Below are 15854 nucleotides of genomic sequence, written 5' to 3'. Positions count from 1 at the left end.
CGCGAGGTGCGCTCGTGCGCGGGAACCCGCTTTCATCCTGATGAGGCCCCGTCATGTCGCAACACGTACACCGCTTCGCTCCCGCGCCGCTCGCCTTCGCGCTGCTCGCCGCCGTCTCGGCGGCGGGCGCGGCCGAAGCCGACACCGGCGACAAGTTCATCTTCGACGCGCGCTACCGCTTCGAGCACGTCGCCCCCGACAACGCGCTGCGCAATGCGCAGGCGCAGACGCTGCGCACGCGCATCGCCTATCGCACGGCGCGCGTGGCCGGCTGGTCGGGCCTGGTCGAAGTCGACAACGTCAGCCACCTCGGCCCGGAGCGATTCAACAGCACGCGCAACGGCCAGACCGCGTACGCCGTCGTCGCCGACCCGGACGGCACCGCGTTCAACCAGGCGCTCGTCCGCTACGACCGTGAGAAGGCGGCCGTGATCCTCGGGAGGCAGCGCATCAACCTGGACAACCAGCGCTTCGTCGGCGGCGTCGGCTGGCGCCAGAACGAGCAGACGTTCGATGCCGCATCCGTGCAGCTTAAGCCGACGGAAAAAGTGACGCTCTGGTACAGCGTCGTCGACCAGGTCGAAAGCGTCTTTGGCCCGAACGACCATCGCGCCAACGCGACCAACCCGTCCGGGTACGACGGCCGCAGCCACCTGCTGAACCTGCAGGCGAAGCTGTCGCCCGCGTTGTCGCTCACCGCCTACCAGTACCGGCTCGCGCTGGACAACGTCGCCGTCACCGCCACCGCGCCGCTGGGCACGCTGTCGAGCATCACCACCGGCGTGCGCGCCAGCGGCGCCACCGACGCGTGGAGCTACGCGCTGGAGTTCGCGCGACAGACCGACGCCGCCGACAACCCGTGGGAACTCGACAGCCGCTACGCGCTGGCCGAACTGGGATACGCGATCGACAAGGTGCAGCTGCGAGCCGGGGTCGAGACACTCGGCGCAGGCAGCGCCACGGCCACCGGGAATCGCGCGTTCCAGACGCCGCTGGGAACCAGGCACGCGTTCCAGGGCTGGGCGGACCAGTTCCTCACGACGCCGGCGGACGGCCTGCGCGACCGCTACGTCGGCGCGACCGCCCCGCTGTGGGGCGGCACGTTGCAGGCGTGGTACCACGACTTCGTGGCGGACCGCGGCGATGCGGACGTCGGCCGCGAGCTCGACCTGTCGTACCAGCATCGCCTTCCGTGGTCGCCGCGACTGACCGCGCTGGCGAAGCTGGCGCGCTATCGCTCCGATGACACCACCCGCACCGTCGACACCGACAAGGCCTGGCTGCAGCTGCAGTACACGTATTGATGCCCACCGCGCATCGAATCGGCCGCGCGCTTGACCTGCGTCAGGGACGCGCGGCCGCCACGATGCGCGAATGCGCCTTCCATCCCGACACAGGACGCCTTCATGAACCTCTATCCGTTCGACGCCCGCGGCATCGGCAAGCGCTTCCGCCATGCGGCGATCTTCGGCGCGCTCGACGCCCTCACGCCGGGCGAGACGATGCGCTTCTTCAACGACCACGACCCCGTGCCGCTGCTGCGCCAGATGGAACAGCGCTATGGCGAGGCGGTGCGCGTGGACTACCTGCAGCGCGAGCACGGCGTGGTCATCATCGACTTCACCGTGGTGGCGGAGAACGACGCCGCACTGCAGGCGCGGCCGCCTGCCTCGTGCGGCCATGCGGGGCAATGAAGCGTCTGCTCGCGCCCTGAAAGTTTTTCCTGCGATCCGGCGATGCGAACCGCATCGCCGGAATTTCACGAGTATTTGCGCGATGTCGTCGTCTGATGGCCTGCATGTTCGATGGCAGGACAACAGAGGCGGTAATGCAGGATCCGGGAGAAAGTGCGAAGCGTTCGGTGCTGGTGGTCGACCCGAACCGCTTCCTCGCAAGGACGACCGCGCAGGCGCTCCAGGCACAGGGCTTTGCCGCCGAAGCGGCGATGACCGCCACCAGCGCGCTGCGCTTCATCACGGCCAAGCCGTTCGATGCGGCGATCATCGACGTGGACCTCAACGGACGCGTCAGCGGGGTCGAACTGTTGCGCGCGATGCGCGAGCTGCGTCCGGGGCTTTCGGCGGTACTCACGACCGGGGGCGACCAGGACGTCGAGATCCCGCCGAACGTCGTCGTGATGCGCAAGCCGTGCCGCATCCGCGAGCTGGTGGCCACGATCTTCCGGGAGGATGCGGCGTGAGATGCGCCGCCGCCCTGCCCTGCCTCGCCGCGCTCGCGCTGGCCGCCTGCACGCAGGACACGCAGCCCGTCGTGGCGCCGCCCGGCGAGGCCAAGCGCCCGCGGACGCAGGTGCTCGAAGCCGGCGCGGCCATGCTGCAGGACAACGGCCCGCTCGCGAAGCTCGACATCCATCTGGTCGGCTTCCATCCGATGAAGCAATCGCCCGACCACCAGATGGAAGCGCATCACTTCTGCCGACAGGTCAACGAGGACTTCGCGCAGTGCGTGCTGTTCGACGGCAGCACCGCCGAGGCCAACCTGACGGGCATCGAGTACATCGTGTCCGAGAAGCTCTTCCAGCAGCTCTCGCCGCAGGAACGCGCGTACTGGCATCCGCACAACGCCGAAATCCTGACCGGCCAGCTCGTCGCGCCGGGCATTCCCGCTGCGGCCGAACAGGCGCTGATGCGCTCGAAGATGAACAGCTACGGCAAGACCTGGCACACCTGGCACACGCGTTCGGGCGTGCAGCCGGGCAACGCGTTGCCGCTCGGCCCGGCGATGCTCGCCTGGTCGTTCAATCGCGATGGCGAAATCCGTCCGGGCCTGGTCGAATCGCGCGACCGCGAGCTGCGCATGTCGACCGACGAGGTCCGTCGCGAACGCCAGTCGCTGCTTCCGCTCGCGCATCCGCAGGAAGGCGTGGACGCGTTGAAGGCGCACTTCCCGCAATCGCGTCCGATTCCCGGCGTCGAACGCAAGCGCTGAGCACGCGCGAATCCGCGCATCGCGTGCGAATGCGACACCTGCATGACGATGCCGTTTCGGTATGACGACATGCGATTTCGTTCGCGACAAGCGGCCTCATCCCGCGCAATCGCATGGTCGAGTCCGCTTCGCGATCGCGCGTAATCGCAATCGCGTCCGCACTTCCACGCATGCAACCAATTCGATGCGTTGCGATTCACGGCTTCTTGACCGCGCGCTTTATAGCTTTCCAATCAAGCAGGCAACGCACGTCTTGGCCTGACCCACCGACTGGTCCCGAGCGGACGCGCATCCCCACAGGGTGCGCAGTCCGCTCGTGTTCCCGTCCGCGCACGTCGAACCCCACTCGATACCCCCATGGCCGCCATCGCCCTTCGCTATACAGACGCCTCCCCTGTTCGCGCCGAGGCGGCGCGTCCGCGCGGCTCCGCTCCGCGCGATGCACGCGGCCGCTTCCTTCCACGCACCGCCGGGCCGAACGACGCGCGCATCCGCCGCGTGCTGTTCGTGACCTCGGAGATGACCGACTTCGTCAAGACCGGCGGTCTCGGCGATGTCGCCGCCGCCCTGCCGCGCGCACTGCGCGACACGTGCGACGTGCGCGTGCTGATCCCCGGCTATCCGGCGGTGATGCAGCGCGTGGGCGATCTGCGCATCGTCGGCACCGTGCGCGCACGGGCCCAGCTGCCGGCGTGCACGCTCGGCCTGGCGACGCTGGACGACGGCCTCAAGGTCTACGTGCTGATGAACCCGGCGCTGTTCACGCGCGGCGGTTCGCCTTACGTCACCGACGAAGGCAACGACTGGGACGACAACGCGATCCGCTTCGCGACGCTGTCGAACGCCGCGGCGGAAATCGCCGGCGGTCGCGCCGGCCTGGACTGGCAGCCGAACCTGCTGCACCTCAACGACTGGCCGGGCGCGCTCGCCGCCGGTTACGTGCGCTGGAACGGCGACGACACGCCCGTACTGTTGACGGTGCACAACCTCGCCTACCAGGGCGTGTTCCCGCTGGCGGCCGCGCCGGCACTCGGCATTCCGAAGGACGCCGTGGCGGACCTGGAATTCCACGGCCAGCTGTCGTTCCTGCGCGGCGGCCTCGTGCATGCGGCGCACGTCAACACGGTGAGCGCGAGCTACGCGCGCCAGATCACCGCACCGGCCGATGGCTGCGGGCTCGACCCGCTGCTCGCGCAGCTCGACGCGCAGGGTCGCCTGAGCGGCATCCTCAACGGCATCGACGCCAGCTGGGATCCGCGCACCGACACGCACCTGCACGCGAACTTCGCCATCGGCGACTGGCAGGGCAAGCGCAACAACGCGCGCCAGGTGCGTCGCGAATTCGGCCTGCCGGAGGCCACCGGTCCGCTGTTCGCCGTGGTGTCGCGACTGGTGCACCAGAAGGGCGTGGACCTCATCTGCGAGGTCGCGCCGCAGATCGTCGCCGCCGGCGGCCAGCTGGTGTCGATCGGCCACGGCGAGCCGCGCTTCGAGGCGGAAATGGCCGCCCTCGCCCGCCGTTATCCCGGTCGCGTCGGCGCGTATATCGGCTTCGAGGAAGGCCTCGCGCGCCGCATGTTCGCCGGCTCGGACTTCCTGCTGATGCCGTCGCGTTTCGAACCGTGCGGGCTGAGCCAGATGTACGCGCAGTGCTTCGGCAGCCTGCCGATCGTGCACGCCACCGGCGGGCTGATCGACACCGTCGAGGACGGCGTCACCGGCTTCCAGTGCCACGAGGCCACCGCCGACGCGCTGCGTCGCGCGGTGCACCGTGCCTTCCGCGTGTACCGCCTGCCGGGCCTGCTCGATGCGATGCGTCGCGCCGCGATGCGGGCGCCGGCGCGCTGGGACGCGGCCGCGCGGCAGTACGTCGCGCAGTACGACGGCCTGCTCGCGGCGAACGCGCCCGGGACGGCGGTGGCCGCATGAGCGAACGCGGGGAATGGACGCGCATGCCCGCCACGCAAGAGCAGGTCGCGATGCACGAACGGACGCAGGAGACCACGCACGACGCCGGCCCGGATCACGCCCGCTGGCAGGCGCTCGTCGAAGGCCGGTGCGAGGCGCCCTTCGCCTGGCTCGGGCCGCACGACACCGGCGACGGGGCCGTCGTGGTGCGCGCGTTCCTGCCAACGGCGCGTGCGTTGACGCTCGTCGACGCCAATGGCGCCGACCTCGCCGCGTGCGCCCGCGTGCACGAGGGGGGCGGTTTCGAGGCGCGCCTGCCCGCGCGCAGGCTGTACCGGCTGAAGATCGAATGGCCCGGCGAGACCGAGGTCGTCGAGGACCCGTACGCGTTCGGCACGGTGCTTCCGGGCGACTGGCTGCGCGGCATCGTCGACGGCGATGGCGAAGCGCTGCGGCAGGCGCTCGGCGCGCATCGCGTCGATTTCGGCGGCGTGGCCGGCGTGCGCTTCGCAGTGTGGGCGCCGAACGCACGCAGCGTGTCGGTCGTGGGCGACTTCAACGGCTGGGACGCGCGGCGCCATCCGATGCGCCTTCGCCACGAAGCCGGCGTGTGGGAGATCTTCCTTCCGCGCATTCCCGCCGGCGCGCGCTACAAGTACGAGATCGTCGCCGCGGGCGGCACGCGCCTGCCGCAGAAGGCCGACCCGATGGCGCGCCAGACCGAGTGCCCGCCCGCGACGGCGTCGATCGTGCCTGACCACGAAACCTTCGAGTGGCGCGATGCGGAATGGATGCAGCGCCGCGCACGGCATGCGCTCGACGACGCGCCGATGAGCATCTACGAGGTCCACGCCGCCTCATGGCGGCGGCACGAGGACGGCACCCCGCTGGACTGGGACGAACTCGCCGCGCAGCTGATTCCCTACGTGCGCGACCTGGGCTTCACCCACGTCGAACTGCTGCCGATCACCGAGCACCCGTTCGGTGGATCGTGGGGCTACCAGCCGCTGAGCATGTACGCGCCGACCGCGCGGCACGGCACGCCGGAAGGCTTCGCACGCTTCGTCGATGCGTGCCATCGCGCCGGCATCGGCGTGATTCTCGACTGGGTCAGCGCGCATTTCCCCGACGACGAACACGGCCTGCGGCGCTTCGACGGCACCGCGCTGTACGAGCACCAGGACCCGCGCGAAGGCGTGCATCGCGACTGGAACACGCTGATCTACAACTACGGACGCCACGAGGTCGCGGCGTACCTGATCGGCAGCGCGCTGGAGTGGATCGACCGCTTCCACATCGATGGCCTGCGCGTGGACGCGGTGGCGTCGATGCTCTATCGCGATTACAGCCGGCCCGACGGCGAATGGATCCCCAACGCGCACGGCGGCCGCGAAAACCTGGAGGCGATCGCCTTCCTGCGCCGGCTCAACGCGGCGATCGCCGAGCGCTTCCCCGGCGTGGCGACCATCGCCGAGGAATCCACCGCGTGGCCGGGCGTCACCGCGCCCGTCGAGCACGGCGGCCTGGGGTTCACCCACAAGTGGAACATGGGCTGGATGCACGACACGCTGAGCTACCTGGGCCGCGATCCGATCCATCGCCGGCACCACCACAGCGAGATGACCTTCGGCCTGGTGTACGCGTTCTCCGAGCACTTCGTGCTGCCGCTGTCGCACGACGAGGTGGTGCACGGCAAGGGCGCGCTGCTGGCGAAGATGCCGGGCGACGAATGGCAGCATTTCGCCAACCTGCGCGCGTACTACGGTTTCATGTGGGCGCACCCCGGACGGAAGCTGCTGTTCATGGGCGGCGAGTTCGGCCAGCCGCACGAGTGGAACCACGACACCGCGCTCGACTGGGCGCTGCTGCAGCACGCGCCGCATCGCGGATTGAGGCGCCTGGTCGGCGACCTGAACCACGCGCTGCGCACGCAGCCGGCGCTGCATCGCGCCGATCGCTCGCCGCTCGGGTTCGACTGGAGCGTGGGCGACGACTTCGAAAACAGCGTGTTCGCCTTCGTGCGCTACGACGGTGGCGGCCCGCCGCTGCTGGCCGTGAGCAACTTCACGCCGGTGCCGCGTCAGGACTACCGCGTCGGCGTGCCGCGCGGCGGGCGCTGGCGCGAGATCCTCAACACCGACAGCGCGCATTACGGCGGCAGCAACGTCGGCAACGCGGGGACGGTGTTCGCCGAACCGGTGTCGCTGCACGGACACGCGCAATCGCTGCGCCTCACCCTTCCCCCGCTGGCGACCATCTGGCTGGTCGCGGAGGACGCGTGACCCGCGCGGTCGTCGCGTCCGCGCCCGCGTTCGGCGCGACGTCGCTGGGCGATGCACGCACGCGCTTCCGCCTGTGGGCGCCGGATGCGTCGTCGGTGGAGGTCGAGTTCGACGCCGACCGCCGCGAGCCGATGATGCGCGAGGCCGACGGAACGTTCCAGGCCGTCATCGACGCCGCACCGGGCGCGCGCTATCGCTACCGCATCGACGGCGACTACGCCGTGCCCGATCCTGCCTCGCGCTGGCAGCCCGATGGCGCGGACGGCGCGAGCGCGGTGTTCGATCCGGATGCGTACGCGTGGCAGCACGCGCAGTGGCGCGGCCGTCCGTGGAACGAAGCGGTGATCTACGAGCTGCACGTCGGCACCTGCGGCGGTTACGCCGGCGTGCGTGCGCAGCTTCCGCGACTGGCGGCGCTCGGCATCACCGCCATCGAGCTGATGCCGGTGGCCGAATTCGCCGGCCGGCGCAACTGGGGCTACGACGGCGTGCTGCCCTATGCGCCCGCGTCGGCGTACGGCACGCCGGACGAGCTGAAGGCGCTCATCGACGAGGCGCACGGCCTCGGCCTGATGGTGCTGCTGGACGTGGTCTACAACCATTTCGGTCCGGCGGGAAACCACCTGGGACGCTACGCGAGCACGTTCTTCCGCAAGGATCGTGCCTCCGCGTGGGGCGAATCGATCGACTTCAACCGCGAACCGGTGCGTCGCTATTTCATCGACAACGCGCTGATGTGGCTGCGCGAATATCGCTTCGACGGCCTGCGCCTGGATGCGGTGCATGCGATCGAACCGACGGAGTTCCTCGACGAACTGCGTGAGGCGATCCACGCCGCGGTGCCGGATCGCCACGTGCACCTGGTGCTGGAGAACGAACGCAACCAGGCCAGCCTGCTCGAGCGCGGCTACACGGCGCAGTGGAACGACGACTTCCACAACGCGCTGCACGTGCTGCTGACCGGCGAGGACGAGGCCTACTACGCGAATTACGCCGACCAGCCGGCCGCGCGACTGGCGCGCGTGCTTTCCGAAGGCTTCGCCTACCAGGGCGAGGAGAACGTGCACGGCGAGCCGCGTGGCGAGCCCAGCGGCCACCTGCCGCCGACGAAGTTCGTCGTGTTCGCGCAGAATCACGACCAGGTGGGCAACCGCGCCTGCGGCGAGCGCCTGTCCACGCTGGTATCGGAACGCGCACTGCGCGTCGCGATGGCGCTGACCGCGCTCACGCCGATGATTCCCCTGTTCTTCATGGGCGAGCCGTGGGGCAGTCGCACGCCGTTCCTGTTCTTCACCGATTTCGACGCGCCGCTCGACGAAGCCGTGCGCGAAGGACGGCGACGCGAGTTCGCAACGTTCTCCGCCTTCGCCGATGAAGCGCGCCGCGCGTCGATCCCGGACCCGAATGCCCCGGAGACGTTCGACGCGTCGATCGCGGACATCGCCGACGCGGAGCGCGGCGACGGCGCCGACTGGGCGGCGTGGTTCCGCGGCCTGCTCGAGGCCCGCCGGCGCCATCTGCAGGACCGCCTCGACGATGCGAAGCCGATCGGCGCACGCGTGATCGGGGCGAAGGCCGTGCAGGCCGCATGGTCCATCGGCGACCAGACGCTGCGCGTGGCGGTCAATTTCGGCGACGAGGCGGTCGCGCTCGGGCCGTGGCCCGCCGGCGAGATCGTGCATGCGGAACTCCCACACGCCGAGGCGGTGCAACTGTGCGATGCGCTGCGCGTGCTGCCGCCGTGCGGCTTCGTCGCCCACCTCGCACCGGCGAACCCGTGAGCCGCGCGGCGCTGCACGCGCTGGCCGACGCCGCCGGCCTGTGCGCGGACTGGACCGACGCCGGCGGCGAAGCGCGTCGCGTGGACGATGCCGTGCTCGCGCGCGTGCTGGCCGCGCTCGGTCATGAGGCGCGCTCCGAATCGGCCTGCCGCGAGGCGCTGCGGCGCCTTCGCGATCGCGCCGGGCATGCGCCGATGCGCGTGGTCGATGTCGGCGTTGCGTGCGATGTCGGCGCGGCGCCGGGCGCTGCGTTCGAACTTCGCGACGACGCCGGCGACGCGGTGCATGGGCGGCTGGACGCGCAGGGTCGCGTGCCCACGGTGTCGAAGCCGGGCTATTACACGCTCGCGTTTCGTGGTGAGCGTGGCGATGCACAGACCACGCTCGCCGTCTGCCCGCCGCGCTGCTTCAGCCCCGCCGACGCGTTCGGCGCTGGCGATACGACGCGTCGCTGGGGCATCGCGGCGCAGGCGTATTCGGTTCGCGGCGAGTGGGACGCAGGCATTGGCGATGCGGCCGGGATGGCCGCGTGGGTGGATCGCGTCGCGTCGTTGGGTGGCGACGCGGTCGCGTTGAGCCCGCTGCATGCGCCGCGGACGCACGGCAGATATTTCAGTCCCTACTCGCCGAGCGACCGGCGTTTCCTCGATCCGATGCATGCCGCGCCGGGGCTCGTACTCGGCGACGATGTCGCGCATGCGGCGCTCGACGACGCCGGGTTGCGCGACACCTTCCTCGCATTGCAGGCGCAGCCGCTGATCGACTGGCCGGGCGCGTCCGCCGCGAAATGGCGATGGCTGCACGCGTTGCATCGCCGCTTCGGCGATTCCGACGGCCGGCTTCACGACGACTTCGACGCGTTCGTTCAAGACGGCGGCGAACCGCTCGACGCCTTCGTCCGCTTCGCGTCGGCCGATGCTGCGCAGCTGGGCAACGACGGCATCGCGCACGATCCCGACCTGCATCGCTTCGCGCAGTGGCTTGCGGCGCGCAGCTGGTCCTCGCTGCAGGCGCGCGCGCGCGATCGCGGCATGGGCATCGGGCTGATCGCGGACCTCGCGGTCGGCTTCGATCCGCACGGCAGCGAAGCGACGGGCTGGCGCGACGCCGCGCTCGACGGGCTGACCCTTGGCGCGCCGCCGGATGCCTTCAACGCCGACGGACAAGGCTGGGGCGTCACGAGCTGGTCGCCGGATGGTCTGCGCAACACCGGCTACGCGCCGTTCCTGCAACTGCTGCGCGCGACGTTGCGCGATCGCGGCGGCGTGCGCATCGACCACATCCTCGGCCTCATGCGCCTGTGGGTCGTGTCCGACGGCGCCGCGCCGCGCGACGGCGTGTACCTGCGCTATCCACTGGACGACCTGCTGCGCCTGCTCGCGCTGGAATCGTGGCGACACCGCGCCATCGTCATCGGCGAGGACCTGGGCGTGGTGCCGGAGGGGTTCCGCGACGAACTCGCCCGGCGCGGCGTGCTCGGCATCGACGTGCTGCTGTTCACGCGCGACGAGGACGGCGCGTTCCTGCCGCCGGAACGATGGCGGCGCGACGCCATCGCGACGACGACCACGCACGATCTGCCGACGCTGTCGGGCTGGCGCGCGGCGCGCGACATCGAGTGGCGCGCGCGCATCGCGGGGGATTCATCGGGCTGCGACGCGCAGAAGCAGGAGCGCCAGTCGGACGTCGAGCGCCTTCGCGACGCGGTCGGTGCGTCGCGACCCGCGTCCGGCGATGAAACGCTCGACTGGGTGCGCTTCACCGCCAGCGCGCCCGCGCCGCTCGCGCTGCTTCCGCTGGAGGACGCGCTCGCACTCGACGAACAGCCCAACCTGCCCGGCACCGTCGGCGACCACCCGAACTGGCGACGGCGCCTGCCCGATCCGCTGCCACTCGACACGCTCACGCTGCGCCTGCAGGCCTTCGCGCAGGCCCGCGCGCCGAACGCGAACGCGAACACGAATCCCCGCACCGCATGACGCCGATCCGCGCCACCGCCCGCCTCCAGCTGCACGTGGGGTTCACCCTGCACGACGCCGCCGCGCGCGTGCCTTACTACGCCGCGCTGGGTGTCAGCCACCTGTACCTCTCGCCGATCGGCGCGGCGGTGCCGGGCTCGACGCACGGCTACGACGCCATCGACCCCACGCGTGTGAATCCGGAACTCGGCGGCGAGGAAGCGCTGGGCGCGCTGGTCGAGCGGCTCCGCACGCACGGCTTGCGCCTGGTGCTCGACATCGTGCCGAACCACGTCGCTGCGCACCCGGACAATCCGTGGTGGTGGGACGTGCTGCGCCACGGGCGCGACAGCCGCCATGCGGACTGGTTCGACATCGACTGGGACGCGCCGGGCTGCGACCGGCGCCTGTGGCTGCCGGTGCTGGAAGCGCCGCTGGCGACGATGCTGGCGCAGCGGAAGATCGAAGCGACGTCCGCCGGCGACGAGCCGCTGTTGACGGTCGGCGACCAGCGCTTTCCGTTGACGGTCGACACCTGGCCGGACACGCCGTCGGCGCGCGCGCACTGGCTGCACGCGCTCGACATGGACACGCGCGCGGGCGGCGAACGGCTGCGCCAATTGCTCGAACGCCAGCCGTATCGCCTGGCGTGGTGGCGCACCGGGAACGATCGCGTGAACTACCGCCGTTTCTTCGACATCACCTCGCTGGTCGCGCTGCGCACCGAACGCGAGGACGTGTTCGACGCCGTGCACGCGCTGCCGCTGCGGCTGATCCGCGACGGCGTCGTGGACGCGCTGCGCATCGACCACGTGGACGGGCTTGCCGATCCACGCGGGTATCTGCACCGCCTGCGCGCCGCGGTGGGTTCCGCCGCGCGCGAATGCGATGGTGCCGACTCGCCCGTCGCGATCCATGTCGAAAAGATCCTCGCGCCCGGGGAATCGCTGCCGCACGACTGGCCGTGCGATGGCACGACCGGTTACGACTTCATGGACCAGGTCGGCGGCCTGCTGCACGACGGCGACGGTGAAGCGCCGCTGCGTGCGCTCTGGAGGCAACGCAGCGGCCGCAGTGGCGACTTCGCCATCGAGGAGCACGAGGCCCGGCGGCAGATGCTGGCGGGACCGCTGCATTCGGAGTTCCTTCGCACGCTGCGCGCCCTGCAGGTCGCGGCCGACGCCGACGACGTCGCGCGCGAACTCGGCGCGTCGCTGCTCGCGCGCGGGCTTACGGCACTGCTCGCGCGCTTCCCGGTGTATCGCACTTACGCGGCGCCGGACGGATTGCACGGCGACGATGCGGCGCGTTTCGACGCCGCGGTGGACGCGGCGAAGGCCGACGCCGACACCGCCGTCGGCGAGGCGATCGATGCGATCGCCCGCCTCGTGCGCGATCGTTCCGACGCCGACGCGCTTCGCGCGTTACGCCAGCGCATCGAACACCTGACCGCGCCGCTCAACGCGAAGGCCGTCGAGGACACCGCGTTCTACCGGCACGGCGTGTTGCTGTCGCGCAACGAGGTGGGTTCGCATCCCACGCACTTCGCCACCAGCGTCGACGCCTTCCATGCAGCGTGCATCGAACGCGCGAAGCACTGGCCGCACGCGCTGCTGATCACCGCCAGCCACGACCACAAGCGTGGCGAGGACGTGCGCGCGCGGCTCGCCGTGCTGAGCGAGCGGCCGGACGGGTGGGCGTCGCGCGTCGAGGCATTCGAAGCGCTGGCCACGCCGCTGCGCGATGACGCACGGGCGCCCTCGCCCGGCGACACGCTGATGCTCTGGCAGATGCTGGTCGGCGCGTGGCCGCTGGACCTTTCGCCAGACGACGCCCAGGGCTTGGACGCCTTCGCGCGACGCATTGCGCAGTGGCAGCAGAAGGCGATGCGCGAGGCGAAGCTTGCGACCTCATGGACGCAACCCGACGGCGCGTACGAATCCGCGGCGGACGCGCTGCTGCGACGCATCCTCACCGCACACGAAGGCGCCGATCTGCGCGCCGCGCTTCACGAGGCCGCGATGGCAATCGCGCCGGCGGGCGCGGTCAACGGCCTCGCGCAGACCGTGTTGCGCCTGACCGTGCCCGGCACGCCCGATCTCTACCAGGGCACCGAAGGCTGGGACTTCTCGCTGGTCGATCCCGACAATCGCCGCCCCGTGCCGTATGCGCGCAACCAGGCATGGCTCGGCGACGACGCGCCGTGGCAGGCGCTGCTGGAACGCTGGCGCGACGGCGCGATCAAGGCGCGCACCATCGCCCGCCTGTTGCAGTTGCGTGCGTGCGAGCCGGCGCTGTTCGCGCGCGGCACGTACGAGCCCGTGCACTGCGACGACATGCCCGACGCGAAAGTCATGGCGTTCCATCGTCGCGACGGAAACACCGGGCTGTTCGTCGCCGTGCCGCGCTGCATCGCGCCGTGGCTTGACGGCACGCAGCAGCCGCTTCCGCCGCCGGAACGTTGGGGCCGCGCAACCTTCACGCTGCAACACGGGCGCTGGCGGCATGTTCTGGATGAACGCACGTTCGACCTCGCCGATGGGCGCATCGCGCTCGCCGAACTGTTCCGCCATTCCCCCGTCGCCGTATTGATCCAAACCCCATGAGCCCGCCGACACACGCACCGGAACGCGACGCCGCACGTCGCGCCCGCATCGAACGACTGGCCCGCGAAATCTGGGAATCCGAAGGACGCCCGGAAGGCCAGGCGCTGCGCCACTGGGGCATGGCCGAACGCCTGGTCGAGGCCGAAGCCGACGACACCGACGCCCCCGAATCCTCACGCAAGCAAGGCAGGCGACCGCCCGCATGACTGATCGAAACCGTATTCCCCGACGAGGCATCGCATGCCCCGCCGGCTGATCCGCGTGTCCCGCATCCGGGAAGGGCGGCCCTTCCCGCTGGGCGCCACGTTCGACGGACTGGGCGTCAACTTCGCCCTGTACTCGGCCAACGCCACGAAGGTGGAACTGTGCCTGTTCGACTCACGCGGCCGCGAGAGCGAACGCATCGTGCTGCCCGAATACACCGACGAGGTGTGGCACGGTTACCTGCCCGACGCGCGCCCCGGCCAGTTGTACGGCTATCGCGTGCACGGGCCGTACGAACCCGACGCCGGCCACCGCTTCAACCCGAACAAGCTGCTGCTGGATCCGTACGCGAAACGCATCGTCGGCCAGGTGAAATGGTCGCCCGCGCTGTTCGGCTACGTGCTGGGGCATCGCGACAAGGACCTGAGTTTCGATCGCCGCGACAGCGCGCCATCGATGCCCAAGTGCGCGGTGGTCGATCCCGCGTTCACGTGGGGCGCCGACCGCCCGCCGGAAACGCCGTGGCAGAAGACCGTCATCTACGAGGCGCACGTCCGCGGCCTCACGATGCGCCACCCCGCCGTGCCCGACGCATGGCGTGGCACGTTCGCGGGGCTGCAGGTGGACGAGGTGGTCGATCACATCATCTCGCTCGGCGTCACGGCCGTCGAACTGCTGCCGGTGCACGCCTACGTCGACGACTCGCATCTGCTCGAACGCGGCCTGCGCAATTACTGGGGCTACAACACCATCGGCTTCTTCGCCCCGCAGGCGCGCTACATGGCCAGCGACACCGTCGGCGAGTTCAAGCAGATGGTCGCGCGACTGCATCGCGCCGGGCTGGAGGTGATCCTCGACGTCGTCTACAACCACACGGCCGAAGGCAACGAATTGGGGCCGACGCTCTCGTTCCGCGGCATCGACAACCGCAGCTATTACCGGTTGTCCGAAGGCCGGCACTACATCAACGACACCGGCACCGGCAACACGCTGGACCTCACCAATCCCGGCGCGCTGCGCATGGTCAACGACTCGCTGCGCTACTGGGTCGAGGAAATGCACGTCGACGGTTTCCGCTTCGACCTGGCGACGATCCTCGGCCGCGAGCGCCATGGCTTCGATCCGCGCGGCGGGTTCCTCGACGCGTGCCGGCAGGATCCGGTGCTCAGCCGCGTGAAGCTGATCGCCGAGCCGTGGGACGTCGGGCCCGGCGGTTACCAGGTCGGCAGTTTCCCGCCGGGCTGGGCCGAATGGAACGACCGCTTCCGCGACAACGTGCGCGCGTTCTGGCGCGGCGACGAGGGACAACTCGCGGAGTTCGCCACGCGCATCACCGGGTCGGCCGACCTGTTCGACAAGGGCGGGCGGCGGCCGACGGCGTCGGTCAACTTCGTCACCGCGCACGATGGCTTCACGCTGCGCGACCTCGTGTCGTACGACGGCAAGCACAACGACAGCAACGGCGAGGAAAACCGCGACGGCACCGACCACAACCTGTCGGCCAACTACGGCGCCGAAGGCGATACGGACGACGCCGGGATCAATGCGTTGCGCGCGCGGCAGCAGCGCAATCTCCTGGCGACGCTGTTCCTGTCGCAGGGCACGCCGATGCTGCTGGCGGGCGACGAGTCCGGCCGCAGCCAGCGCGGCAACAACAACGCGTACTGCCAGGACAACGAACTGACCTGGCTGGACTGGGAGGCCGCGAACCAGGAGGAAGCGAAGTCGCTGACCGATTTCGTGCGCCGCCTCGGCGAGATCCGCGCGCGCTACCGCCTGCTGCATCACGGCCGCTTTTTCCGGGGCCAATACGACGAGGCGCTCGGCCTGAAGGATGTCACCTGGCTGCTGCCCGACGGCAGCGAGATGGCCGACGAACACTGGCACGATCCGCACGGCCGCGCGCTGATGATGCGGCTGGACGGACGTTCGCCGTCGAGCGGCCTCAACGAACCGGGCAGCGAGGTCACCCTGCTCCTGCTGGTCAACGCTGCTGCCGACACGGTGGGCTTCACGCTGCCGGAAATCACCGGCGAACACTGGCGCGTGCTCGTCGACACCAGCCAGGCGCGCGAAGGCCAGTCGATCGCGGGCGGCGAACGCTGGGACGCCGTCGATCGATCGCTCGCGCTGCTCGCGGTCGAACGCGACGCGACGGCCTGACGC

11 protein-coding genes are annotated in these 15854 nt (G+C 70.3%); all 11 read left to right on the top strand.

The window, feature by feature from the left end; translation table 11 throughout:
* Positions 1 to 53 precede the first annotated feature (53 nt).
* The 11 genes from LA521A_RS08800 (at position 54) to glgX (ending at position 15851) form a co-directional block, all read left to right on the top strand.
* Positions 54 to 1304 carry an alginate export family protein gene (locus tag LA521A_RS08800; RefSeq protein WP_281781918.1) on the top strand — a complete coding sequence of 417 codons (1251 nt, stop codon included), beginning with the start codon at positions 54 to 56 and terminating at the stop codon, positions 1302 to 1304.
* Between the two features lie 102 nt (positions 1305 to 1406).
* A complete protein-coding gene (locus tag LA521A_RS08795) occupies positions 1407 to 1694 on the top strand; it encodes a DUF2249 domain-containing protein (protein WP_281781917.1) in 288 nt (95 codons plus the stop codon).
* Between the two features lie 134 nt (positions 1695 to 1828).
* On the top strand, positions 1829 to 2200 hold the full coding sequence (locus tag LA521A_RS08790) for a response regulator (RefSeq protein WP_281781916.1): 372 nt from the start codon (positions 1829 to 1831) through the stop codon (positions 2198 to 2200).
* Entirely contained in the window at positions 2197 to 2949 is a 753-nt protein-coding gene (locus LA521A_RS08785) for an OBAP family protein (RefSeq protein WP_425494580.1), read from the top strand. The genes LA521A_RS08790 and LA521A_RS08785 overlap by 4 nt, the downstream gene beginning before the upstream one ends.
* 357 nt (positions 2950 to 3306) lie before the next feature.
* The gene (gene glgA, locus LA521A_RS08780; protein ID WP_343226715.1) at positions 3307 to 4878 is read left to right on the top strand and encodes a glycogen synthase GlgA; all 1572 of its coding nucleotides are present in this window, start codon (positions 3307 to 3309) and stop codon (positions 4876 to 4878) included.
* Positions 4879 to 4928: 50 nt separating this feature from the next.
* Positions 4929 to 7139, top strand: a complete 2211-nt coding sequence (glgB, locus tag LA521A_RS08775) for a 1,4-alpha-glucan branching protein GlgB (RefSeq protein WP_281782057.1) — start codon at positions 4929 to 4931, stop codon at positions 7137 to 7139.
* A complete protein-coding gene (gene treZ, locus LA521A_RS08770) occupies positions 7136 to 8920 on the top strand; it encodes a malto-oligosyltrehalose trehalohydrolase (RefSeq protein ID WP_281781915.1) in 1785 nt (594 codons plus the stop codon). The genes glgB and treZ overlap by 4 nt, the downstream gene beginning before the upstream one ends.
* The gene (locus LA521A_RS08765; protein WP_281781914.1) at positions 8917 to 10899 is read left to right on the top strand and encodes a 4-alpha-glucanotransferase; all 1983 of its coding nucleotides are present in this window, start codon (positions 8917 to 8919) and stop codon (positions 10897 to 10899) included. Before treZ ends, LA521A_RS08765 begins: the two co-directional genes overlap by 4 nt.
* Positions 10896 to 13484 carry a malto-oligosyltrehalose synthase gene (gene treY, locus LA521A_RS08760; protein ID WP_281781913.1) on the top strand — a complete coding sequence of 863 codons (2589 nt, stop codon included), beginning with the start codon at positions 10896 to 10898 and terminating at the stop codon, positions 13482 to 13484. The genes LA521A_RS08765 and treY overlap by 4 nt, the downstream gene beginning before the upstream one ends.
* Entirely contained in the window at positions 13481 to 13690 is a 210-nt protein-coding gene (locus LA521A_RS08755; protein ID WP_281781912.1) for a DUF2934 domain-containing protein, read from the top strand. The genes treY and LA521A_RS08755 overlap by 4 nt, the downstream gene beginning before the upstream one ends.
* 34 nt (positions 13691 to 13724) lie before the next feature.
* Positions 13725 to 15851 carry a glycogen debranching protein GlgX gene (gene glgX / locus LA521A_RS08750; protein WP_281781911.1) on the top strand — a complete coding sequence of 709 codons (2127 nt, stop codon included), beginning with the start codon at positions 13725 to 13727 and terminating at the stop codon, positions 15849 to 15851.
* Positions 15852 to 15854: the final 3 nt, after the last annotated feature.

This window comes from Lysobacter auxotrophicus (assembly GCF_027924565.1).
Taxonomy (GTDB): domain Bacteria; phylum Pseudomonadota; class Gammaproteobacteria; order Xanthomonadales; family Xanthomonadaceae; genus Lysobacter_J; species Lysobacter_J auxotrophicus.
Note: the sequence above shows the minus strand (reverse complement) of the source record. Positions and strands in the feature narration are given on the sequence as shown.

What these genes read in the sequence shown, in the direction of transcription:
- treY (WP_281781913.1), top strand. Translation starts at nt 10,896, where the DNA reads ATGACGCCGATCCGCGCCACCGCCCGCCTCCAGCTGCACGTGGGGTTC.
- LA521A_RS08795 (WP_281781917.1), top strand. Translation starts at nt 1,407, where the DNA reads ATGAACCTCTATCCGTTCGACGCCCGCGGCATCGGCAAGCGCTTCCGC.
- LA521A_RS08755 (WP_281781912.1), top strand. Translation starts at nt 13,481, where the DNA reads ATGAGCCCGCCGACACACGCACCGGAACGCGACGCCGCACGTCGCGCC.
- LA521A_RS08790 (WP_281781916.1), top strand. Translation starts at nt 1,829, where the DNA reads ATGCAGGATCCGGGAGAAAGTGCGAAGCGTTCGGTGCTGGTGGTCGAC.
- glgX (WP_281781911.1), top strand. Translation starts at nt 13,725, where the DNA reads ATGCCCCGCCGGCTGATCCGCGTGTCCCGCATCCGGGAAGGGCGGCCC.
- glgB (WP_281782057.1), top strand. Translation starts at nt 4,929, where the DNA reads ATGCACGAACGGACGCAGGAGACCACGCACGACGCCGGCCCGGATCAC.
- LA521A_RS08800 (WP_281781918.1), top strand. Translation starts at nt 54, where the DNA reads ATGTCGCAACACGTACACCGCTTCGCTCCCGCGCCGCTCGCCTTCGCG.
- glgA (WP_343226715.1), top strand. Translation starts at nt 3,307, where the DNA reads ATGGCCGCCATCGCCCTTCGCTATACAGACGCCTCCCCTGTTCGCGCC.